The 26,011-nt window shown below is 33.3% G+C and carries 17 protein-coding genes; 3 read left to right on the top strand and 14 right to left on the bottom strand.

The window, feature by feature from the left end:
• The 14 genes from WC644_07215 to WC644_07150 all read right to left on the bottom strand — a co-directional run bounded on the left by WC644_07215 (position 1) and on the right by WC644_07150 (position 22,074).
• A complete protein-coding gene (locus WC644_07215; GenBank protein ID MFA5011731.1) occupies positions 1-909 on the bottom strand; it encodes an ABC transporter ATP-binding protein in 909 nt (302 codons plus the stop codon).
• Positions 909-1,790: an HlyD family efflux transporter periplasmic adaptor subunit gene (locus WC644_07210; protein ID MFA5011730.1), complete on the bottom strand. Its 882-nt coding sequence runs from the start codon at positions 1,788-1,790 to the stop codon at positions 909-911. The genes WC644_07215 and WC644_07210 overlap by 1 nt, the downstream gene beginning before the upstream one ends.
• 1 nt (position 1,791) lies before the next feature.
• Positions 1,792-3,072: a TolC family protein gene (locus tag WC644_07205; GenBank protein ID MFA5011729.1), complete on the bottom strand. Its 1,281-nt coding sequence runs from the start codon at positions 3,070-3,072 to the stop codon at positions 1,792-1,794.
• A 1-nt stretch (position 3,073) separates the two neighbouring features.
• Positions 3,074-3,700 carry a TetR/AcrR family transcriptional regulator gene (locus WC644_07200; GenBank protein MFA5011728.1) on the bottom strand — a complete coding sequence of 209 codons (627 nt, stop codon included), beginning with the start codon at positions 3,698-3,700 and terminating at the stop codon, positions 3,074-3,076.
• Between the two features lie 205 nt (positions 3,701-3,905).
• Positions 3,906-8,780 (bottom strand): C25 family cysteine peptidase, encoded by a 4,875-nt coding sequence (locus tag WC644_07195; protein MFA5011727.1) that lies wholly within the window; start codon positions 8,778-8,780, stop codon positions 3,906-3,908.
• A 31-nt stretch (positions 8,781-8,811) separates the two neighbouring features.
• Complete coding sequence (locus WC644_07190; GenBank protein MFA5011726.1) at positions 8,812-13,644, bottom strand: C25 family cysteine peptidase; 4,833 nt, start codon at positions 13,642-13,644, stop codon at positions 8,812-8,814.
• The gene (locus tag WC644_07185; protein MFA5011725.1) at positions 13,641-14,384 is read right to left on the bottom strand and encodes a WecB/TagA/CpsF family glycosyltransferase; all 744 of its coding nucleotides are present in this window, start codon (positions 14,382-14,384) and stop codon (positions 13,641-13,643) included. Before WC644_07185 ends, WC644_07190 begins: the two co-directional genes overlap by 4 nt.
• Entirely contained in the window at positions 14,381-15,331 is a 951-nt protein-coding gene (locus WC644_07180) for a glycosyltransferase family 4 protein (protein ID MFA5011724.1), read from the bottom strand. Before WC644_07180 ends, WC644_07185 begins: the two co-directional genes overlap by 4 nt.
• A gap of 107 nt (positions 15,332-15,438) precedes the next feature.
• Positions 15,439-17,058 (bottom strand): hypothetical protein, encoded by a 1,620-nt coding sequence (locus tag WC644_07175; GenBank protein MFA5011723.1) that lies wholly within the window; start codon positions 17,056-17,058, stop codon positions 15,439-15,441.
• A complete protein-coding gene (locus WC644_07170) occupies positions 17,051-17,995 on the bottom strand; it encodes a glycosyltransferase family 2 protein (protein MFA5011722.1) in 945 nt (314 codons plus the stop codon). Before WC644_07170 ends, WC644_07175 begins: the two co-directional genes overlap by 8 nt.
• Positions 17,996-18,003: 8 nt before the next feature.
• Positions 18,004-19,125 (bottom strand): glycosyltransferase family 4 protein, encoded by a 1,122-nt coding sequence (locus WC644_07165; protein ID MFA5011721.1) that lies wholly within the window; start codon positions 19,123-19,125, stop codon positions 18,004-18,006.
• Positions 19,076-20,188, bottom strand: coding sequence for a glycosyltransferase (locus WC644_07160; GenBank protein MFA5011720.1), 1,113 nt, complete (start codon positions 20,186-20,188; stop codon positions 19,076-19,078). The genes WC644_07165 and WC644_07160 overlap by 50 nt, the downstream gene beginning before the upstream one ends.
• A complete protein-coding gene (locus WC644_07155; protein ID MFA5011719.1) occupies positions 20,160-20,837 on the bottom strand; it encodes a class I SAM-dependent methyltransferase in 678 nt (225 codons plus the stop codon). Before WC644_07155 ends, WC644_07160 begins: the two co-directional genes overlap by 29 nt.
• Position 20,838: 1 nt before the next feature.
• Positions 20,839-22,074, bottom strand: coding sequence for a polysaccharide biosynthesis C-terminal domain-containing protein (locus tag WC644_07150; GenBank protein MFA5011718.1), 1,236 nt, complete (start codon positions 22,072-22,074; stop codon positions 20,839-20,841).
• Positions 22,075-22,144: 70 nt separating this feature from the next.
• On the opposite strand from WC644_07150, the gene WC644_07145 reads away from it, so the two are divergent.
• The 3 genes from WC644_07145 to WC644_07135 all read left to right on the top strand — a co-directional run bounded on the left by WC644_07145 (position 22,145) and on the right by WC644_07135 (position 25,926).
• Positions 22,145-23,713 (top strand): O-antigen ligase family protein, encoded by a 1,569-nt coding sequence (locus WC644_07145; GenBank protein ID MFA5011717.1) that lies wholly within the window; start codon positions 22,145-22,147, stop codon positions 23,711-23,713.
• Positions 23,714-23,716: 3 nt separating this feature from the next.
• On the top strand, positions 23,717-24,640 hold the full coding sequence (locus tag WC644_07140) for a T9SS type A sorting domain-containing protein (protein ID MFA5011716.1): 924 nt from the start codon (positions 23,717-23,719) through the stop codon (positions 24,638-24,640).
• 446 nt (positions 24,641-25,086) lie between these two features.
• Positions 25,087-25,926 (top strand): hypothetical protein, encoded by an 840-nt coding sequence (locus tag WC644_07135; GenBank protein ID MFA5011715.1) that lies wholly within the window; start codon positions 25,087-25,089, stop codon positions 25,924-25,926.
• Positions 25,927-26,011 lie beyond the last annotated feature (85 nt).

Here is a 26,011-nt window from a genome sequence, read left to right as displayed (position 1 = left end):
TTATTTGCTCATTAAATCCATGAAACAATCCTCAATTGTCGGAGTAATTATATTTAATGCTATATTATGGTGTCCTTTTCTATTCAGATAATCAATTATTCTCTCACCGTTTTCATTTTCGCATTTATCTGTAAAATGTAAAGAATCTCCGAAAGAAAACACAGAACCAGAATGCTTATATTCCCTCAGATCAACAAGTAATTGATACATATTATCAGATTTGAGCGAAAATAATTTCTTTGGATAACGGGAAAGTATGTTTCTCAAATAATCAATTTCAAGAAGTGTTCCTTTTTGAATCAGTGCCACCCTGTCGCATTTACTCGCTTCATCCATGTATGGAGTTGAAACAACTATGGTAATTCCCTCATTGCGGAGATTCCCTAGCATATCCCAGAATTCATTCCTTGATACTGGATCAACTCCGGTTGTTGGCTCATCAAGTATAAGAATTTCCGGTTTATGTATGAGTGCACAGCATAGAGCAAGTTTCTGCTTCATTCCTCCCGAAAGTTTTCCGGCTTTACGATCGTTGAAAGGTTCAAGCATTACGTATATATCTTTTATTAATTCGTAATTTGCGCTTATCGTTGTGCCAAAAACTGAAGCAAAGAAATTTAAGTTTTCTTCAACGGTTAGGTCTTGATAAAGTGAAAACCTGCCCGGCATATATCCTGTTATTAATCTTATCTTTTTAAACTCCTTAACCACATCATAACCCTCAACTGTTGCATTGCCTTTATCCGGTATCAGTAGTGTTGTAAGTATTCTGAACAATGTAGTCTTACCTGCTCCGTCAGGACCGATGAACCCGAATATCTCTCCCTTTTCTACAGTCAGTGAAATTTTGTCAACGGCAATTATATCTCCGTATGACTTTGTAAGATTTTCAATTATAACTGAATCCATTATTTAAAAACTACTTCGCCGGGCATTCCGATTTTTATCGTGCCGTTATTGACTACTCTTACTTTCACCGCATAAACTAGATTTACACGCTCCTCTTTTGTTTGAACAATCTTTGGTGTAAACTCAGCCTTTGACGATATCCAGCTGATTTCTCCTTCCATCGTTTTGTATCCCTTCGCACCATCATCAATAAGTACTTTTACTTTTTGCCCGAGTTTTATCTCCGTTAGCTGTGCTCCGCTGACGTAAGCACGTAGCTCCATTGTACTTATATCCGCAATCTTGTAAAGAGGCTTGCCAAAACTAACAATTTCACCCTGCTCTGCCAGCTTTAATATTACTGTACCTTTAACGGGATTGGTAATGCTGCTTTTCTGAAGCTGGTCAACAATTTGCGATATCTGTACATCGAGACCTTTTAGTTCTTCATTAGTAGTAGTGTTCTGCATCTCAATTGAGTTTATCTGCCTGTTAATAACATCTATACTGCCGTTGATATCATCAAGCTGTTTACCCGTAGCTGCCTCATCTTTCAGAAGCCGCTCTATTCTTTCCTTTTCACGCAGTGCTACTCTCTTCTGTTCTTGTAGAACGGATACTTGAGCAGAAACATTTTTAAACTTCGTACGTGTTGTATTTTTCTGCTGGGCAAGCTGGTTCTTCTTCAAGTAAAGCTGATTGGTATCTATATAACCGACTGTTTCCCCTTCTTCTATCAGCATACCTTCTTCAACGTGGAATTCGTTCAGCTGACCGCTCGATTCAGAGGAAACTATAGTCTCTGTCGCTTCAAAGTTACCGAATGCATCTGACTTCTGCTTATCATTCGAGCATCCCGATAAAAATAAAAGAACTATGATTATACTTATTATATTTTTCATATTAGTAAACTCCTTTTGTTGTTAAGTAATTTATTTTCGCTTGAAGAAGCTGAAGTTTGTGCGTTTCAAGCATTAACTGCGTTTGTGTTTTATTGTTAAGTTCCGTCAAATAAACCGTTGACGTAATAGTTCCGTTCTGCAGCTGCAAATAAGTAGATTCAACTATCTTTTCCCTTAATGCAATCAGTTCCTCATCTTTTTGAATTAGGTTCTCGTATTTGTCAATATCAGATTTATATTTTTCGAGAGAAACTTTCACGTTCTTCTCAAATGTTTCTTTCTGCGAATCAACAATCTTCTGATTAATTTGATATATCTGCTTTTCATTGTTATCAGCACCCCAGTTAATTGGATTCCATGTAACATTAAGCCCAACCATGTAAAATGGTTTAAAGTTGTTATCAAGCATATTTAGTCCCGGCCTTCCTAATCCTGCCTGACCAAAAACAGAAAGTTTCGGAAGTATACGTGAGGAAATTACATCTGAATATGAGTTAAGCTGTTCTTTCTGGTACTCAAACAGCTTGTTTTCAGGTCTTTCAGAAAGGTTATCATCTAAAACCACCGTTTGATATTGTGGATATTCAAGTTCTGTTTTTTCGGGTATCGTATATCCTATAAGTTCGCTGAGCATTTTTAAAAATGCTTCTCTGTCTGTGTTTAAGTTCTCCATCTCTTGTTCTGTCTGAATAAGCTGAGCCTGAAGTATGTACAGATTCGCGGGTAGGTTAAGCTCATTCTTTACGCGGGATTCAGTTTCAGCTATACGTGACTTCAAATCGTTGATTAGCAGTTGATTTACTCTCATTCTTTGCTGAAAAAGCAAAACTGAAAAATATAAATCATTTATCCTTTGCTTTAAAGAAAATAAATCAACTTCAACTTTTTGTTCATCAACAAGTACCTGCTTCGATTCAGTATTCTTCAATGATGAAGTGTTGCTCCCGTCATAGATAAGCTGTCGGACGTCCATCGTTATCCTGTATTGATCTTTGTTTATTACAGGCGGTTGAAACATCGGGTTGCTCAGAACTAATTCTGTTACATCTGACTGATATGTCGCCTGCCCTTTTATAGATATCTGAGGCAGAAAATTTAAACCTATGTTTTCTAGCTTCAACGAACTGATTGATTTATAATATTCTTTTTGCTTTGAGTTTGGATGGTTCTCATAAGCAATTCTATAACACTCTTTCAAAGTTACAGGACTATTCTGTGCATGCAAGGATGCAGTTAATGACTGAAAGAGTATTAGAACGGGTATTAAAAATTTGTAATACATATCAATGTACTTTAATTGCATTAATTATAAAATTAGCAAGCTCTCTTTTTCTTACTTCTATAAAATTCACAAATTCATCATCACTCTGATTTAGTATCGTTTTTATTATTGGTCTCGCAGCAATCGGAAAAACACAAAGTCCGACAATATTAATTATTAGCTGCCTTGGGTCTATTGGTCGTATAACTCCTTTTTCTATTGCTGCGTTTACTTCGTTCGAAAATATCAATCCTGGATTAACTCCGCTTTCAAGAAACATATTTTTAATTCTATCTGGATTTTGATGAACTTCTGTAATAATAAATGCAGGAATAAAAGTGTTTTGCATAAGCAGCACGAGATACTGCTCTACAAAATACTCAATTTTCTCAAACAATGGTTTATCTACATTTATTAACTCCCGAATTTTTGAAAAGAAACTCTTTGCGGCATCCTGAAAAACAGCATCAAAAAGCTTATCCTTTGAACGGAAGTAATAATGCAATAACGCTTTACTTATCCCCGCCTCATCAGCAATCTCCTGCATTCTCGCACCGTACATGCCTTTCCGCTGAAAAATTCGTTTTGATGCTTCAAGTATCTTTCTTTCTGTAGAATCTTCTATTTTGTCCTGATTTACAATATCCATTTACTTAAACCAATTGGTTAAACTATTTAGTTAATACAAAATTATAGAAATTCTACCGCTTTGTCAAGCAAATTTTTTCATTTGTTCTTTTTGGGTCTCTTCCGAATTTGGTAGTAATTAGTCTTACCTAACGCTGTTCAAAGGCTTATCATACGCTAACTAAACGTTAAAAAGTGTGTAAAACTAATGTAAAAGAAGGGAATTATTATTTTAAGACCACAAGCTTTCTTATGTCAGAAACCGCTTCAGTAGAACCTTTGAAAACAACGCGGTAGAAATAAACACCATTAGCGATATAATCGCCATCACCATCACGTCCATCCCACTGAATTTGATTGAAACCGATACCTGCTGGTACATTTATTTCTTTTATAACCCTCCCTGCTGCAGTATATATTTTAATCCTGCACTCTGTCGGCAGTTGATTACCTGTAAGTGTAAATGAGAACACAGTTTCTGTCTTCATAGGATTTGGGTAGTTATAAACATCCTTCAATGAAGTTTCATTAGTAACATTCAAAACAAACTTTGCAGTATCGTAAGAATTATTCTTATAAGTAATAAGTTTTAAATCATTAATTCCATTCTGAAGCTGAGGAGTAAATTTAAGTACCAGCGTACCCTTATCGACTTCTTTTATTAGATTAGTTCTTACTTTTGATTTTGAACTTGCGGGATTTAATGAAATAAAATTATTGTTTAGCATAATCCTGAAAACCGATGTGTCAGTACCAAGCAGCTCATCAACAGAATTTCCCGAAAGCTTAACTAACAATTCAGGATTCGAGCGCACATAATCATTCCCAAATAATTTAACTCCATCTGAAAACACTTCAGTGTTTATGTCGGTTATTGAGCCTTTAACAACAAATGTTGATATCACTGAATTATTATAATCATAAATTTCATTCTGATTCAAGGAATTAACTTCAAACACAATCGAAACCTGATTATTATACTTCTTGTGAATCGGAAGACCGTTTACTTTGAACGTAGCTTTAACAAACATCGAGCTATCCACTTTCAGTTGTGCAAGTACCGTATCAGTCCGCAAATGTACTTTATTCCCTGCACCGTCAAGAGCGCTGAACGTTCTCACGTGCCCATTTACAGGTACATATCCCACATTATAATAAAGCCCGCCGATACCTATACTGTCCCCTGCACTAACAATCGAATCCGACTTAAATATAGAATTGTTATCTAAAGCAATCTCGGGCGTCCCCACATAATTCAGGTTTATTCCCTTAAAAACTGGCGACTGAAAACCATACAACGAATCAATAGAAAGCGTCGTAATTAGTTTCAAGTACGGATACTGATAAGCATCTATTCCCGAAAGGTCAACATTATTATTTGTAGTAACATTCGACATCAAAAGCATTTCCTGATTGTTCCTGTTAATACCATACACATCAAAATATAAACCCGAATTCGGATACACCTCCTGCTCCCAATTAAAGTTCTGCCACCTCTGTGCAGGTCCAAAGGTCTGCGTTATATATCCGTTTGTATTCAAAAACAATGGTGACATCTGGCTTATTGATTCCAGCCAACCCCTGGCTGGTATAAAATAAAAATATTGTTCAGATACCTGACTTGGCAAAGCCCCCAAATAACCTATGAAACTCCATGTATGGAAAAACCCAAACGCTTGAACAGAATCCGCATAAATACTGCCGAATTGTCTCATCTTTTCTTTTGTTGCCGTATTAAAACCATAACCCCCGGGAACGTAAGAAGCATTAAGACATAATAGAAATGAAGTCGTATCAAATGTATTTAAAAACGCTAACGCTGAATCCGAAGATGTTCCGGTATTCATTCTTAAATTAAAAAACTTTTCAATTCTTCCGGTATTTCTTTTTACTTTTAGCATACTTAATCCTGCAAAAGGACTGCTTTGATCAATATACAGCGCAGAATTATTTACTCTGAAATAAGAAGCTTCATATGAATTTCCGCCTAATGACCTGACGTATAAACTCCCATTAAAGCTTTTTAAGATTATATTATTAAGATAATTACTTAGATTAAAAAGCTTATTTTCATATTGTAAATTCTTGTTTAAGTTCAATTTTAGAAGCGAATCATTAAGTAAGCCATCATCATTAACCTTCAACATACTTACTGACGACCATTCCGAAGTATCATTGTTTATTATTGCCCCCATTCTCCATACAACTACAATGCTCGAATCCTGACCAGTAAATGGAACACTAAACTCAGTGCTTACTCCACTGTAACCATTTTTATAGTAAGTTTTTTTGTGACCTGAGTTAAAGTTTAATGTTGTATCAATTTCAAGAAGAAGTTTTACTGAGTTATGGTTTAGATTAATGTTCGGATTCAAACCCACGAACTTTACTGAATCATTATAAACAATTTGGTTATTAACTGGTTTAAGAGGTGCAAAAGCGCTGTTATTAACAATTATAGGGATATCAATTGAATTGTTTGTTGTCAGTTCCCGGGTATGCCAGTTTTCAACATCAAGAGTAATTTTCATTTCATACAAACCCATAGAATCAATCTTAAACCTGTAATCTATAGTATCCACGTATCCCCAGTTGTAAACGACCGTATCTCTTAATATATTGATTGTATTACCCTTAAATAGCTGGTACCTTATTTTGCACGAATCTGCATGAAGTCCAAAATTCCCAGGGAAAATTCTTAAGTTCATGATTTCATTTAAGGAAGGATTTTTATTTGAAAGTTCATAATCACTTTCAGTAATGCAGAACTCTGGATAAACAGGCAGAAGCAGTTTTGCACCTGGATCCCCAATCAGGTTATAGCAATTATTGGTATTTATACCAAATGTTGAAGAATCCGGTGCTAGATAATTGGATGCTTTAGCGTGAATATCTCCTATTCTCCTAAGAGTATCATTTGCGTATGCCTTTAATAAATATCCATTCAGATTGTTCCCTGTATTCGAGAAACTCCACCCTGTTGTCCCGATAAAACCAATCGCACCATTATTAGGAGATAGAATAAATTTCTCTGAAAATCCTCTAACATTTCCCTCGCTGCTCCTTCCTGTAAAGCATGTCATACTAAGAACAAACTGGAAAAAATTGTTTGTAAGCTCCGTTGGATTATCAAGACTCATTTCCCAAGTACTGCTTCCCGCATGCCCTATATAGTTCGCTATCAGTGAACCTCTGTTTAGTTCGTTTATTACTGAATCTCTATAATTATAAGTGACGTAACCTGTTGTGTCATTCTTAAAAACTCTTCTGGGCTCTCCTGATACAGGAGGTGTCTGTATGTATGCACTTATAAATGAGTTTGCTCTATCAATAAAAAGAAGCTGTTCCGACCTTGATGCCCCAACTGTAATCATTAGATTTCTTTTCCAAAGATTAATCGGATTGCTTTCCCCTGATTCATACAAAATTATTTTGTTGACCATATCTTGAGCTTCCTGAACTGTATAAGCAGGCAATCTCCCGACAGATACTTGCCTTGTATAATTAAATGTATTCAAAGTATAGTTTGCAAAATAACCATCGGTAGTTGGATTGCCATATACTGGAATATAGTTTTTGTAATATGCAGATGAAGAACCAAGATTCCGTTTAGGGTCAAGCGAGCCTCTGCCTAACAAACATAAATACTTAAATTTCGGTGTTTGCCAAGTGTCAAAAGCATTTTTTGTAAACCTCTTAATTGCCGCAGGGCTTTCCATTCCGTAGTTAAAAACATCGTAAATATCCTCGATTTCTGCTTTAAAAGAACGAAAACCATCTTTTGCATTTCTGTAAGCGCGTAATTGTTCTGCGGGTCCTTCGAAAAGTCTGTTATATACTATAATGTAATCTGCTCCTGAAGACGAAGTTACAAGGTTCGGAACCTGTCTTTGTTTTATTCTAATGGGTTTGAGTGATATATTGTTATTAATTATCTGATATTCGCCGTTGCCCTTTCCCGAAAAAATAAGTGTATCACCTGAAAAAGTAAAATTAGAAATTCGAATACTGTTTTTATTATCATAAATAAATAAAGGCGGGGATGGAGCATAACCCCTGATTCTGAATATTTTTGCCGCCGTATCGCTGATTTCACTTTTAAATGACAATAAATTATTATTGAACACAAATTCCCTTGGATATGAAACTTCAAACATATCAAAATTAATTACTCCTGCAAATCCTGTGGCAGGTCTGTTTAATACTCTAAATGTATTATTTCCATTTACTAATACTGAACTTGAAAAATATATTGTCGTATCGAATCTATTAAAATCATCCCTAAAAAGGGTATCAAGTTGTGTAGAATTCATCTTTAACGCCAGACGATGTTCATTAAATATTGATGTTGTCTGATTTCCCGGATAAGCAAATATCTTCAACCTGCATTGCTGCGATGCTGTGGGAAGAGAATTAACATTAAAAGCTTGGTCAATAAAATTCGAGGTTTGTAATACTCTCCAATACCACCCTTCTCCTATATACTTCTCATTATTAAAATAACCAAAATCATTCGTTGAAACATTCTGCCCAAGCGAATAAATAAGATCTTGCTCGAAATGAAGTCTCTCATAGTAAAAATTAATCGGGTAATTCGTAAAAGCAGATGTGCTATAGTCATTATAACGTAATCCAAAAGCCCCTCCCCACGCTACAAAATAAAACGATGTATCTGAATATAGGTCGAAATATTCATCTGTTGAGTATACGACATTATTTGCTATATCATATGATTTTGTTATACCGCCATAATTTCGCTGCCCGTAAAAATCGAAATAATCACTATCATCAAATGAAGCATTATCCTCACCAAAAAAATATATTGGTATTTGATTTCCCTTAAAATAAACCTTTACAGTCCTTGGATCAATTGATGATACAACAATTCCAGCATTAACAAAATCATTTTTATCAATTCTATACATTCCATCGTTTGAAACGTACATTTTAAGATAGGTCTGGTTTGGTGTAATCCAATTATAATTCTGAGCTTGAGCAGAAAAGTTCAAAAATAAAGCGAAGATGAAGACATAATATATATTTATGCCTTTTACGTGTGCTGTATTATCTGCAAATTTATTTTGTGATTTAACAACTTTCATTTGAAAAGTATTATTCTAAATATTTTTCATATTACTTTAACACAACAAGCTTCTGAAGAGAGGTTTCTTTCTTACTATTTCCTTCTATTATAAGTTTATATAAATATACTCCGTTTGCTATATAATCGCCATCTTCGTCCCTCCCATTCCAAAATATCTGATTAAAACCAATATTTAAAGGTGATTCTATTGTTTTTATGAGTCTGCCGGCAACAGTATAAATTTTAATTCTCGAGTTAGAAGGAGGCATGCTTCCTGAAAGATTTACAAGAAAACTTGTTTCCGTTGTCATCGGATTCGGGAAGTTCTTTAGATCTATTATCTTCAAATCAGGATTTACGCTCAAATAGTGTATTATTGTATCAGCATAGTTGTTGCTATTGTCATATGATACATACCTGAATTTGTGCTCACCATCCGTAAGCTGTGGCTTGAAATATAATACTGCCTGTAAATATTTTTCATCAGGGAACTGTAAATCAATTAGTGGATTCTTCATCCCGTTAATGTAATACCACACATTAACGTCATCAAGCTGAACCCTAATGTTTGAAGTGTCTTTTATGAATATTTTACTATTATCATAAAACTTCATAACTATATTAGGGTTTGCAGAAATATACTCGCCGCTTATGGCATTAATACCGTCATAAGTAATATCTACAATAGGTTTTGTAGTATCCCCGCTTATGATAATCCTGGTAAGCGCAGTGTTGTTGTATGTATAGAACTCATTCTGCCCGTTTATCAAAGATGTTTCAAAGTAAATAGTGATTGTGTCCGATTTCTTCCCTGGGTTCCGAAGCCCTATAGTTGGAAGCCTGACCGATGAGCTTGTAACTGAATCAACTTTTAAATTAAAATTAATCGTGTCTGCTCGAAGCAATCTTAAACCGCTGGGGGACGTTGCGTACCATTTATTAAGCAGACCATTTGCTTCAGAAAATCCGTAATTGCCATAATTAACTGATATATTAACTGTATCACCATCATTAAAAACTGAATCACTTTTAATAAATGAATAATTATCCGCTATGATTTCTGGTGATGGAGTATATGAATACATTATACTCTTAAGCACTGGTGGATTAATTCCATTAAGTGAATCTATATACATGCGCGTAACAAGTTTCAGCCCTGGGTAAATAACGGAACTCACGGTATCAAGATTTACGTAAGTACTGTTGACAAGATTCTTATAGATTAAGACTGTTTGATTTGACCTGTTTATACCGTAAACATCGAAAAACATGTTCGAATATTGAGGTATAAGTTGTGACCATCTGAAATTTCCATATGTCTGGGCAGGTATAAGGTAGTGATAAACGTAAGCAGAATCATGCAGAAGAAGAGGTTCCATGCTTGAAACAGATGGTGCAAACACTGGAGAAAATTTTTCTGTTTTAACCGCGTTTGGAAATTGATTGTAACTTATGAGGCTCCACGTTGAAAAATTTTGTAGGTTTACGGAATCCACAGATGTACTTCCAAACAGCTTTATCTTTGAACGCAGGCTGCTGTTCATTCCAAAATTTGTGTTATAAGGTATTGCTTTAAGAAGCACAAGAATATGTCTGTCATCAAAAGTATTCAGATATGCAAGTGCTGAATCGCTTGCAGCATTCGTTGAAAACCGGAATCTTTGGATTTCAAGTATCCTTGAATTTGTCTTATTTAATTTAAACACAATTAAACCACCCCAGTTTACAGAATCAATTAGATTTTTAACTGTATTTCCAACTGTAAGAGAAGTCAGCTCTGTTAAATTATTGCCCCATGATTGAGCAATAATATTTCCTTTGTAAGAAGAAATTGTCAGACTGTCTTGAGTACCGCCTGCATTAACCAGGTCAGAAATGTTATACTGGTTCACAAACTTTTTAATGATATTTACTTGCTGATTAATGCTGGTACCCTTTGTCGAAGACTCTGTTAATGAATTCCGGTAAATAAATCTTCTGTATTCCGACCATCCCGTTGTATCAGAATTAACTATAGAATTCATTCTGAAGAAATATACAATATTTGAATCCTTTGCAGGCAAAAGTATCCTGAATTTTGTTGTTAATCCCTGAGGATTACTAACGAAATAAGTTCTTTGGAAAGTAGAATTAAAATTCTTTGTTGAATCAATCTGCAGAATAAGTTTAACCTGGCCGCTTCCTGGGTCAATATTAGGATTAATCCCAAGAATCTCAACACTATCAGTACTTACCACCTGGTTATCTAATGGTTTAAGCGGTATAAAAGACAGGTTTTTTAAAACAATGGGAATTAATATATCATTGTTTGTTTTTACCTCTTTCGTGTTCCAGTTATCAGGATCTAACTTGACACTAATTGAATAGTTTCCAGCAGAATCAAGTACAAAATTATAGTTAACAGTATCAGTAAGACCGAAATTCTTAATCACAGTATCTTTATTTTTATACTGCACTCCATTCCGAAGGATTGTAAACGATATTTTCATTGAATCTGAAAATATTCCCATGTTAAACGGATATACCGAAAGATTTACGGGCTCTCTAATTGAGGGAAAATCATTTGAAAATTTATAATCTGAAAGACCAATTCCATATTCGGGATATACTGGCATTAGAAGTTTTACCGCAGGGTCTCCCAGCATTCCATAACAGTTCACTGTATTTCTTGCTGCAAAATCCATAGAATCATATGAAAGAACTCGTGATGCATAACGGACAATATCTCCTATTCTTCTTAATGTATCCTTTGAAAAACATCGTATCATCTGTTCATTAAATCGATTTCCGGAATATGAAAAGCTCCAGCCAGTACTGCCAACGAACCCAACCGCACCTTTTCCCAGCATATAAACAAACTTTTCACCAAAACTTCTAAACTCAGTTTCGGCGTTCTTGCCGGTAAAACAAGTCATGCTGAAAACAACAGGCATTCTATACTGATTTGATAATACCGAAGGGTCATCAAGCCCGTTGTCCCAGTTTGAACTTGCTGCATGTCCTATATAATTTGTAATAGTACTTCCAGAATTTATCGCATTTTTTATTGAATCCTGATAATTAAAAGTAACTCCCCCAGCCGAATCGTTTCTGAAAACCCTTACAGGAAAACCGGAGTTTGGGGAAGGTTTTACGTACGAATTAATAAAATAGTTAGACTGATTTGCAAATTGTATCTGCTCTTGTATGGTCATTCCACCTGTAATAAATACAAAATTCTTAAACCATTTTTCAGGAGTTGATGATTGATTTTCGTACTGAATAATGTTAGAGACTATATCATTACCCTCCTGATTTGAAAGTGCAGGAATCCTGCCGACAGATATTTGGTGATAATATGTAAATGCGTTCAAATTGAAATTTGCAAAATAACCGTCAGATATCGGGTTTCCGTAAACAGGTACAAGATTGCTGTAATAAACAGATGATGATGAATTTTTCTTTGGGTCTAATGATCCCCTCCCAAAAAGACAAAGGAATTTAACCTTTGGTTGAGGCCAGGTGTCAGAAATATTTTTCACAAAAAGCCTGACTGCCGTTGGATTTTCAAGTCCGTATCCAAACACATCATATATATCCTCTATCTCAAACTTTGCTGACCTGTAACCATCTTTTAATGCTCTGTACTGTCTCAGTTGCTCTGCTGATGATTCAAGAACTTTGTTGTAAACAATTAGATAATCTGCACCCTGCGAATTTGTCACAAGATTAGGTACTGACCTTTGCTTTATTCTAAGAGGTTTTTTTGTAATTATATTATTGTTTACTTCGAATTTCCCATTAAGTTTACCCGTGAATATAACGGTATCTGAAGAAGAAGATATACCGGTAATTCTTAGATTGTTCTTAACATCATAAATACTAAGAGACTGAGAAGAGTTGTAACCGCTTATATTGTATTTAATTCCACTTGTATCAATACTGTTAACGCCAAACATAATCCTGGAATTATCAAGCTCAAATTTTTTAGGATAATTCAACTCAAAATTATCGAAAAGCATGACTCCAACGTATGTACCTGCTCCTGTATAAGTAAAAGAGACTTGGTTCAATGAGGATACTGATAGAAGTGAAGATGAAAAGATAATAGTTGTATCAATCCGCTTGTAATTATCAGTTTTCAAAGTATCTACAATGTTACCATTAACCCTTACAACCAATCTATGCTCGTTAAATATTGAATCCACAAAAGAGTTAGGATATGCAAATACTTTCAGCGAACATGGCAGGTTGCCGGGAGTAAGAAAAGGAGTTCTGATGGTATCGCTTACCGAATTTCCTCTGTTCATTTCCCGCCAGTACCAGCCCTCTCCGGATACCTTTTCATTATTAAAATTTCTATAATCATTGTTGTTTCTTTTTTCCCCTAAGGAATAAATTAAGTCCCTCTCAAAATGAACAGTTGAATAAAAGAAGTTCTGTGTGTAAGTACTGGAAGAAGAGAAATTATAATCAGCATAACGCAGCCCATTAGCCCCATCCCAGCCAATCCAGTAAACACTCGTGTCAGAATACAAATTGTAAAACTCATTTGTGGTGTAATCTACTACATTAGTTCCGCCCTGTTCTTTGTAAGTAATTGTATTTCCCCCGTAGTTTCTCTGACCGTAGAAATCCATAAAATCAGTATCCTCAAAAACACCGTTATCCTGACCGAAAAAATAGATTGGTAGTTCTGCGCCTTTGAAAAAAACTTTGATTGTTCTTGGATCTATTGATGTCGGATTAATACCTGCATTTATAAAATCAGTTCTGTTCAATCTGTAAATTCCGTCTTCAATGACATAAAGCTTGAGGTATGACTTATTAGGAGTTATCCAGTTAAAATTCTGTGCAATTGAAATATTCGAAAATATTAGTAAGATGAAAAGAATCCGCTTCATGAAATATCGGGCTTTTTAATTATTAATTTAATCTTTTGCCTTAAGACATGAAATAGAAAAACCGGAATCCCAATAATATACCTTTTCCATAGCCTTGTGGGTTCCTGAAAGAGCCTGTACAACCATTCAAATCCTGCTTTTTGAAAACTCTCGGGTGCTCTCTTTTTTCTGTTTACAATATATTCAAATCCGCTGCCCGAACAAATCATAAGCCCGGTATTAATTAATTCTTTATTTCTGAATACCCATTCTTCCTGATAAGGTTGTCCTAAACCTGCAAAAATTGCATCCGGATTGAAGGTTCTAATTTTCTCTTTAATAGTATCATCATTATTACCCTCATACACGGCATATTTAATTAATTCACTTTTCTCACCGAATGATTCTTTTACAAGTGATTTAATCATGTTGTTATTATTATTATGGGAAAAAAGCACAAAAACCTTCTTGTCTGAGTCAAGAAGTTTTTTTACCAATACAGGATAAAGATTTGATCCGTTAATATTATACCTTAGTTTATTACCAAACAGACTTTTAGAGAAGAGGTAAGAACCTATTCCATCATTATGAATATAAAAATGTTCTTTTAGTAATAAACAAAATTCAGGTTTCTTATTAATTAGTATGTTAGTATTGAAATTATAATAAGTCAGAAGAACACACCTGTTCTTTGATTCAAGTAAAAGCAAATCTGCAATCTCATTGTAACTTATATCAAGTATTTTGAATTCTTTATTCATTTAGATAATAATTCGATGTATAAATTGTATATTTGATCGATATTCTTATCAGGAGAATGCCTTTCAGAAACTAAACTAAAAAGATTATCGGAACACTTTATCATTAACTTTTTATCCTCATAAAACCTCATAATATTATCCGCTAATTCTTTGTAATTTTTCTTTTCGAACGTTAAGCCATTTACTTCATGTTCTATTGTTTCACCGATTCCATCAACATCTGAACCAATAAACGGTTTTTTAAATAATCCTGCTTGTATCATAAAGGTAGGAAGAGGATCAACAACAGAAGGCAGAACACAAATATCACATTGAGCAAATAATGGAGCAAGATCATTCTGAGATGGAAATATAGCCGCTTTGATATTATGCTTCAAAATATATTTTTTATAATCTGCCTCCAGTTTACCGCTTCCGACTAATTTTAGAGATATTTGAGGATTGTTTATAAAATGCAAAGCCCGAAGAAGTGTTTTAAAATTCTTTTCTTCGTGAAATCTTCCTGCTGATAGTATTACGAAGCCGGATTCTTTTCTCTTTATAGAAATGTATTCCTTTATTGGTGGTTCTGCAAAATTATATATTAGTTTAATTCTTCCTTTGGGTATTTTGAATTTATCCGTAAGCTCTGTATTTACACACCTGCTTATTGAAATTATTCTATCGGATTTATACTCAACAAAAAATTTCCTGCTGACAAGACTCATTACCGTATTAACTGTTTTTATATTTTTATTGATATACTTTTTATATAATGTGCAAAGAAATTCAGTTGCCCTGCTGTAAGAATGAAGAATGTTTATGTTTTTATCCGAAACAATTCCATGTATTTGTTTTAATATTTTTGTATAGTGAATAGGATTATTTGATCCAATATTATCATTTATTAAAAAATCTATGTCAAGTTCCTCCAGACGTTTTTGAGCAGTTTTCTCTCTTGAGAACAAGAAATTATAACAGTTATATTTCCTCAGATGCTTGAGCGTGATATAATGATAATACGACCTCCCGCAGGTGTAATTAAAGGTAGGAGTAATATGTAAGACCCTTGGTATCATTCAGAATTAATATGCATAATTGATTTATTGGTCAGCGCTATATAGTCATAAGACCTTGACTTTTTTAAGGTAATTTTAACTGTTTTGCTCTTATTCAGAAACATTTTATCTTTAATAAACTCACATTTTATATATTCATTTTCGTAATCAATTACGGAATTATTTAGCGAATTGTAAAAATACTGTGTAATCCCCGTACAATAAGCAGTAAAAACAGTATCGTTTAACTTGCTGATTTTAATCTCTGATTTCAGCGACTCTAAATCGAGAGCCGCATAATTCACAAAACCATCAACATCGTCTTCATACACAAAATCATTGTACTTATAATAATTATACACGGTCGGAATATTGTCATACACATGCACCTGTTTTATTCTTGACGGAAGTAGCAGGAAAATTTTCTTCGGTTCTTGTTTGATTAATTCATCTGTTACAATAGTGTTTTTATTCATTAGTAATTTATACGCTTCTTTATAATCTTCAATCATGGATTTAGCACCTGGAACAAAAAACATTATTACCAATATAACTATTATCTTCACGTATATTTGCTTCTTATAATTAAGACTTTTAAAATCGTAAAATACAAACAAAAATATTGCTGCAAAAGGTATAATCACAAGACGCGGACTGAAATAGCCTGCAATAATATTGGGAATTATTAATATTAGGAATAGCCCAAATAGAAAAATCCCTTTAAGGCTCCTTCTATAAACAATTAAGAATATTGATAAAAAACATAATAAAGGAAACAATGCCAGGGCTAAATTTTCAATATCTAAAGTATTCAGGAAATAATCCGTGGATAAATAATCAGCAAAAGAAAAAAATGAAAACAAGGCTTTGGGAATCACGTACAATCTTTCAGAAAGAGAAAAGGAAAAATAATTTATTAATCTGTCCGAAGAACCGCCAAGCAAGTATAACTTATAAGCAGAATAGACAAGAAGAAACGCAAGATGAAGTATATAATCTTTTACCTTAAAACTGTAATTCTTATCCTTCAAATAGAAGACCATGAAAACAATTAAAAACGCAAAAACAAGTCCAGCTTCCTTAAACATCAGTGACAACAGAAACAGTGCTGCGGAAATGTATTTGTATAATCGCTTTTCTTTATCAATATATAAAAGCATAGACAACATACTGAGCATTCCTAAAATACCTGCTTGCGTGTCATGTCTGCAAACCATCCATAATAATGAATGAAGATTATTAGGGAATAGAAGAATCAAAACGAAATACAGGTATGACAGATACTTGTCTCTGGTAAGATATAGCAATATCAAAGATGGAATTAGTGCAAATAATAAATACAGTATCAGGTTATGAATAATAGGGATAATGAAATTTCCTGCATTCAGCTCAAAAAACTTCGTAAGGACTATATCCAAACATAAAGTCAGCGACCATAACGGCCTGAAAAGTAGGCTGTTATGAAATTTGATATTACTTGTAAACTTGTCCTTTAGTGTTGATATGTTTGCTGAATTACTTGCCACATAGTCGTCAGAAAGAAAACCGGTCTGCAAAATTCCGCTTACCATAAGAAACGCCAAAAATACAAATGTAATAATTATATAACCTGTTATTGTTTTGTTTCTTTCAGACATTTTGATTTATAAGGTCTTTAAGAATTCTTTTAAACTTACCTGCTCTCAATGTATCTGTTGAAAATAGCATTGAGTACTTGTACCCGCGGTATTTTCTCTGTATCGATCCTGGAAGGTGAGCAAGAAGTATATGTTTAAAATTCTTCATAATATAACATCTTGAAAAATGATTCCGGGCTTCTCTTATATCACCGTAATAGTACTCGATTTTCCCGAGCAATCCGTTAAGTTCTTTGGTGTCTTCTACCCCGCTATTTATAAGATTCTGTACCAATAATTTTTTTAGCTCACCGTTAAAATATTGTTTGTTTCTATCTTCAGTTCTTAATTCAGAAAATACAAGAAACTCCGGAATACAGTGAAACACAGCTTTTCGGGATAGTCTAAGCCATAGTTCATAGTCTTCATTAACATCCATGTTTTCATTATAACTCATTACTTCCTCAGAAATTTTCTTTCTGAAAACTACAGAAGAATGATTTATCGGATTCAGGTACATAAGTCTTTGCTTTATTTCTATATCTGTCTCAGGACTTTTCCAGTATCTTAATCTCATGTTCTTATTGTAAAATATTGACCATGTGAATAAAATATCAATGCTTTTATTATTTTTCAGATAATTTACCTGCTTTTCAAGTTTATCCTTGAAAAATAAATCGTCCGAATCAATTCTTGCTACATACTCTGTTTCTGCTTTTGAAATCCCAAAGTTAGAAGCCGTAGAACGCCCCTCGTGCTCACAGACATAATATTTTATCCTGTCGTCTGTAAATGAACGGATTATAGAATCGCTGCCATCAGTAGAACCGTCATTTACAATGATGAAATTGAAGTTCTTGTAAGACTGGTTAAGAACACTCTTAATTGAAGCCCCTACAGTATTTTCGGAATTATATACCGGCATTAGTACAGTTATTTTATCTTCAAATAATCCCATGATAACGCCTATTTCTCTTTGAGTATTTCCGAATACAATTCATTGTGTTTGCTTATCATATTCGTTAAAGAATATTCCTGCATTAAATTTTCTTGAATAAAATTAGCATCTTCATTTCCTGAATATTTTTGAATGGCTTGTTTAAGCTTAGCCCTAAGTTCATCAAGGTTTTCGGGTTCATAAACTATAAGATTCTTTGCAACTTTCAGCACCTCATCATAGCCTTCAAAAGATGAAGTAATTACTTTACAACCACTAAAAAGTGCCTCAAGAAGAACAATTGGAGTACCTTCTTTTATAGAATTAAACACGAAAATATGTGCCTTCTTGAGTGTATCTCTGTAGTCTGATTTTGGATTAACAAATTTTACAGCACCGCCTTTCGCATTATTTAAATTCTTTAACTTTTCCTCTAATTCACCCTCACCTGATATAAAGAAGTCACATAATCCGGGAAGCTCTTTACTTATAATATTTGCCGCATTTATGTAAACATCCATTGACTTTTCTTCAGTATATCTTGAGGCTGAAAAAACAATAAGCTTTTCGTTTTGATTTTTTTGCTTCGGTATATACGTTTCAGAAATTCCCTGTTTTATAATTCTTATTTTGTTTGCTGATATTCCCAGAGATAAAAGATGATTTCTTATCCTCTCAGAAAGAACGACATAATAATCTGCATTAAAATGATTTAACCTCCCTGCTTCTTTCAAAATACCGTGGTTTGTCTGAACAGTTTTTGTTCTTTTAAATACAGCTGCTTGTCGGGAAATATTTGCCGCATAATGATTATGGGAGTGTATTATTCCAATGTTATACTGATTTATAATCTTCCTTACAAAAAACACCGAACGTATAATCGAGAGAATATTTCTTCTCGAATGAAGCAAATTATCATTAATAATAATATTACACTTGTAAAATTCATCAATCCCCTCTTCTTTTTTACCGCACAAAAGAATAAAATTATAGTTCCCGTATTTCTTGTCAAATCCATTTACAAGATTCTTTATATGGTTCGAAACCCCGCATACATGCTTAAGTTCATTAGTAATTATTAAAATATTATTATTCATGCCGTCAACATACCTTGTGTAAATAATGTTTAAGATAATAATCCCGGTATACATTATCCCATCTAAATATACCAAGATTAGGTTTCGACTTTAACGTAACTTTGTTACTTATCAATGAAGATATAATCAATGAAAGCTTCTTGATATCACCGTATTCAACGATTGAGCATTCCGCAAAACTACTGACTATTTCACTTATTCCTGTTTGAAATGTAAGCACCGGATACATACCGCAGGAAATGCCTTCAAGCACGGCAATGTTAAACTGGTCATATTCACCGGATGCAACAATAATATTTTTGTTTAATAGAAAATAAGAAAGTTCTAATGGTTTAAGCTTTTTTATAAATATGACTTTGGACAAATTATTAATTTGGTAATCCGATGAACTTTTATTATCGGTTATAATATACAAGGTAAAACTCAAATCGACAAGCGATAATGCATCCAAAAGAAAATCCCCTCCCTTTTCTTTACGTTCTAAATCGCCAATAAAAACTATTGAGTTAATTTCTTTTTCCACATTTCCTTCCTGTAACTTAAGAAAACAATCGTCCAACCCGTTTCTTGCAGGTTTTAATTTGAATTTATTAATTCTGTAATAATAAAGTATAATAGTCTTTGACCTGTCAGAAAGATAAAATACGATATCACTCAGATACATAATCGCCGATTCTGTAATTACGTTTTTTATAACACTGAATAAACTTTCCTTGTTGTAATATTTATTTTCATGTCTTATTATTCCATTAGCGGTGTAATAAATTTTGCAGCGTGTAATCAGCTTCAATATAAAAATAAAAGAAGTATATCTCTCGAACGAAAGTATGTGTATTATTTCAGGATTTAGTTTATATAAATGAATGAGCATCCTAAAAATTCCGAACCGCATCACCTGACTTTTATTAGCTTCTGTAATTTTCTCAAATCCAAATAATTTTTTAAAAAGGCCGTATTTGCTCCCGTCTCGAAAATAATCAATAAATACTGTCTGCTCGGTTTGAGCGTATTCTGAAAATACCCTTTTGCAAACCTTCTCCGGTCCGGTCAGGATTTCGTTTTCATTATACCTACCCGCAAAGATAACTTTAATATTTCTTTCTTTCGATATACTCAACTAATTTATTAAGTTTCAACTTGTACCTGAGAAAATTCTTTATATGAAAGTACTTTCCATATCTTTCAAGAATCGCTTTCTCTAATTCTATGGGCTCTTTAGAAATCAGGACAACACAAAATTTTCTGCCCGTATTATCCCTGAAATATTTAATTATTCTGTGTTGATAAATATTAAAGTCGCTGCTTGACCAAACGCTTTTATGCTCTTCATATTTATTCTTATTCTTTTCAGTTTGTTCCCAATATGCTCCCAAAGGAATATTTATCAGTACGAATTGTGATAAAGTAAGTGCTTTTTCAATCAACATTAATCCCATGTTCTTTTCAAAATGCTCAATCACATCTCCGAAAATAACAAGGTCATATTCGCATATACATTTATTTATCCATCCATAACCTTCTTCAATATATATATTAGAATAAAAGTAATGATGATATGGCTTTATATAATCTGCATACACCTCAACTCCGTCAATCTGACGTTTCCATGCTCCTGTATAATTTTCATCGTCCCAGATTTCAAGAAATTCTCTGGCGAGAATACCCCATCTACCAAAACCCATGCCAAAATCTAATATTTTGTAGGGATTTATGGTTTTTATTATTTCAATTACATAAGATATATTCTGCCAGTTTGATGTTCCCATTTTATGCCAGTCCTTTATATTTAATAATTGCAAAATCTCCTGTTAATATAATAATCTCGGTCACTATCGTAACAAAAGCCGCCCCAATAATACCAGAAACTGGTATGACGAATAAATTTGCTGTTAGATTAAACAAGAATCCAATTATAGTTATATAGAGGTTTTCTTTATACATTCCCGCTCCGTTTAAAGCTGTTCCGGTTAGGTTGTTAAGAGATAGAGGAATAATTGCAAAAGCAAGAACCCTGAGTATTAATGCGGATTCAGAGTATTTATCAGTATAAAGAAATACAAGCAATATATCAGCAAATACTAACAGCATGATTAAAATCAACGAACTAATAACAAGAAACAATTTTGAATATTTAACAATAAAATTCCGCATTTCAATTTTATCCCCTGAATATGATGTTGCTTTTGTAAGACCTCCCACAAGCATAAAACTAAACGCTATAGTTGAGGATTTCATCACACCATACGCTATGCTGTAAAAGGATAGCTGTTCCAGGCTTACAAGCTTTGAAATCAAAAATACATCTATCCTGTCATAAAGGAAATTAAAAACAGTTGCAAGCCAGAGAGGAAAGACAACTATAATTAGTTTTGTGAAATTACCAAACCTGATATTGGAAAACTTAAGCCCCCCGGGAAACTGACCCGAAGCAAACGATAAGATAATAATGAATAAAAAATTACCCGCAAGGAATGTGTATATAATTCCAAAACTGTTATTCCAGAACATGTATACTATAAAGAATACCACAATTGTTATTATTCTGAGAACCGCGGTTATAGAAAATATAGTCGAGTATTTTTGCTGTCCTTTTAAAATTCCGGTTAGAAGCAATTCGTTTGATATGAATGCAAAAAGAACCAGTAAAAGTAATTTGGATTCAATACTCGACGACGGATAAACTACCATGAAAATTATTACGGATATAATAGAAAATGGGATTAATAACAGCAGGTTTACAGAGAAAATAGATGTTAAACCTTCATTTCCCTTTTGGGGATTCAGCGCAGCTTCTCTTTGGATATGTATAGGTAATCCAAAACCGAATAAAGTTACCATAAGATTTGCAGATGTAAAAACAATAATAATACTTCCGTATAAATCGGGTAATAAAGATCTGGCTAAGAGTGTCCAGAAGACAAAATAATAAATCTTATCAACAATCTGAGTGTATAAAATATGACTGTTCTCTTTAAATATTTTTATTGAACCAGTATAATTCATGTCAGTTTATAAATTCAATTCTTTTCACTCATAAAATATGTATATTTGAACAATATTTGTAACTGATCCAATGGACATATTTCTATATTGTATATATATAGGCATTTTTTTTATAACGCTGCATTATTTATCCTTCAATAATAACAGATTATATTTTTTATTTAAAGCCATATTACTTGCTTCATTTATAATTACGTTGGTTTTTGTGGTTTATATTTTTATTGAAAACCAATCAGATATTCAGCATGAAAGAATTCGGTTGGTTTTTGATAGGGTAGTATCATCTGAGATAATGCTTTCATTAATAAGTTTTTCTCTCGTTTTTTCAATGATAAGCTGTAAAAATGAAAATTTGAAAATTAAATATACAATTCTAAGTATTTGTGTAATTACACTGCAGACTTTTTTACTGATGTATTTAAAAACAAGAACAAGCTGGATTGCATTTATTATAATCCTTATGTTATTTATGTATTTCATTTTCTCATCTCATAAGCGGGAGGTAAATTACAAAAGACTTTTTCTTTCATTAATAATAGCAATATGTTTTTCTGGTATTATTTATTGGGTAGTCCCGCATAATAACGAACAGGAAAGAAGTGGACTTAAAGATACTTTCTTAAGTATGATTGATGAAGATTATTATACAAGTAAATCAAGAATAAGCTTTTGGAACGCATCGTTAAAAATGTTTAAGGAGAACCCGCTTACAGGGATTGGTCATGGAAACTGGCAAGGATTATACCCGAAATATGACGAACATTCTTACACTGATGCAACCATCGGAATGAACTCTGCGGTGAATCCGCATAATGAATACCTTGAAATACTGGCTGAGTATGGTATTTTTGGATTAGTAATTTTTACCGGCTTTATTTTCACAGGGATCTATCTTCTATTTAAAAACGTCAAGAAAGAAATACTTATCATGCCATTTTTACTTATGGCTGTAGGGATTACCATAGCTATGTTCTTTTCATTTCCCTCCGAAAATGTTTGGGCCTTTTCTCTTTTTATTATTTCTTTAGCCGTCGGTTACTCGGACCTTTACAATAGATTAAAGAAAAATTTCTCAGTTCTGAGATATTCGATAATTATTGGTCTCGCTCTTTTTATATTAGGTGTTTGGTTTGGAATTAATAAATACACTAATGAGAAAACTTATCTTGAAGCCATGCAATTGAAAGCAAATGGACAGTATACTCGCATGCTTGAGAAATTGAACGAGGTTTCAGATACATATTATAAGATAGATATGAATAAGATGCCTGTCGATTTTTACAGAGGAGTTGGATATTTCGAACTTGGGTATTATGAAAAGGCTCTCGAAAGTTTCAAGAATTCACGAGAATTAATGAAGTACTATCCTGTAATCATGAACAACGAAGCAGGAGCGTTTTATATGCTGGGTAATACAAAGAAAGCAGAAGAGCAATATCTTGAAATAAGAAGTTTGTTTCCGGATTATATTGAACCGCAAATAAATCTGCTTTCTTTATACACAAACGAAGGAAGAAAAGATGATGCTTTTAATTTGTTGAAAGAACTTGAAAACAAAGAATTGAATACAAAAGATATTAAGAATTATAGTGTTTTTTTAAAAATTAAGGATTATCTTAAATCTAATAATCAATATTGAGAAATGAAGAAGCTATTATTTTTAATTTTAATTTTATTAAATACCGGATTACTATTTTCCCAGGTGCTTTCAAGAGTTGTTCCGGATACTGGAAAACAGGGAAAAACCTTTCCTATCAGAGTATATGGAACGGGAACAGAATGGACACTGTCACCTTATTTTGAAATATTTTTTGATAGTATCGGAATAAACACTAATAGTGTTGTAATAATCAATGATACAACTTTATCCGGAAACATTATTATTGACGGAAAAGCTTCAACGGGTTACCATAAATGCACTGTTGCAGACCAGTTTTCTAATTTGTTCTCAAAGGATTCAGCTTTCCTTGTTTTTCTGAATATTCCTGTTGCACCGACACCTTTACTGCCGCTTAATAACTCACTGAATCAGCCGATTACACCGTATTTCCTCTGGGACAGTAATTTCTATGCCGTCAGTTACAGGATTCAACTTTCTACGGATATCGGTTTTGGAACTGTAACTTACGACACAACTTTAGCAAACACCCCATTTGTTATAAGGCAGGGTGTACTCGGGCACGATGTAAAATATTACTGGAGATTAAAGGCTTATAATGCTATGGGTGAAAGTCCGTGGTCAACTGTGTTTAATTTTACAGTAGGACCGGTTGGAATTATAAATATTTCGAATGAGATTCCATCTGAGTTCAAGCTTTTTAATAACTATCCGAATCCTTTTAATGCTCAGACAAAAATAAAGTTTCAGATACCTAAGGATGGAATTGTGAGGCTTAGAGTTTATGATGTTTCTGGAAAGGAGGTAAGTGAGATCGTAAATAATAATCTAAAAGCAGGGGTATATGAGTTGAACTGGAATTCCGGAGTACTTGCTTCCGGAGTTTATTTTTACTTAATTGAAACAACAGAGTTCAGGGATGTAAAAAGAGCCGTGATTTTAAAATAAAATTTTCTTTCTGTGAAATGTGAAAAAAACATTTATTTTTTGCATTTTTGACTTGACTTTTTTATGTAAATTATCTATTTTATTTTGTAAATTTGATTTGCCTTTTAGCAGAACAAATTAGTTTGTTGTTCTAATAAAACCTCGAAAACAGTGAAATATATAAGGATCAATATTATGTTTATGAATAGGTTAATTGACATTAATGCTTGTATAAACAATAAATTAATAACGATTATTTATTAGTTATTTATTAATTATTTACTACTTTTCTACTGTTTCTTTACTCAAATTCTACTTATTTACTACTTATCCTCTATTTATCTTTTACTTGTGCTCTAAACCTTGCATATAGCCTGCCTTAAACTTCGCTGTACACCCGCTATTATTATACTTTAAAAATCATATTTTAACATTTCATTTTTTGTACTTTTTGTTTAGTTTTATACATGGCAAAAGTGAGGGATACACATTTAGGTAATGTACAAGGGCAGATTGGTTCTCTTGTTTATAAAATGCGCGGAACAAAGAAATTTGTCGGTGCCGCCCCCAAAAAATCAACTAAGCCGGATACCGAATCTGCAAAAGCCGTTTTAAGTTCAATGGGCGTGGTTTCAAAATTTGCGTCGGCAGTCTGCAAAATCAATAAACTAAAGAAGGTCTGGAAAGTTTATGTCTCAGAATTTAGTAAAGAATATCAATACATTGAAAGCTCCACTTTCAATAAGGTTGTCGCTGTTAATCGCAAATTGTCTTCAAACAATTATCTGAGCACAAAAGCAATGCTCACTCCGGAAAATATTTATGACATAAAGATATTAAATTATGACATTAATTCATCAAAATTTAATTTAGAATTTGGAGCGGAAAAAAGCCTGCTTGATGATTTTAAGCCTCAATGTGATTTCTTCCTGTTAATTCATCTTTCCTATCCTCTCGAGAAAAAAACCAATAAAATTAAGGATAATCACAAATTCATTATCCTTAAAAAATCTGAAAGTGCTTTCAAGTTTGAAGAAAAAGGTAATACATTCTCTTTTCCTTTTGAAAAGTCTTATAAAAAAGTATTGGATGAATTCAGCAAGGCGATGGTATTCTTTTCAATCGTATTTTACGAAAACGATGTTCCGGTACTATGCGAAAATGCTGAGGGTTTTATCTTAAAGGGTTTTGAACTCCATGAGGCAGACGTAAAAGAACACGAAAGAATAAAGAGTATTAAAACAAAGAAGCAGATTAAATCTGAAAAAGCTAAAGAAAACCCCGATTTCCAATCCGCAATTGTATAATAATCGCTATCTCAAGCAAGAAGAGGGCGAATATTTCCCGAATATTGTGTTTTAAACTTTTATTTTCATTTGCTTTGGTAAGATA

This window comes from Ignavibacteria bacterium, from assembly GCA_041649015.1.
Classification (GTDB): domain Bacteria; phylum Bacteroidota; class Ignavibacteria; order Tepidaquicellales; family Tepidaquicellaceae; genus CAIKZJ01.
This window is presented reverse-complemented; position numbering and strand designations above follow the sequence as displayed.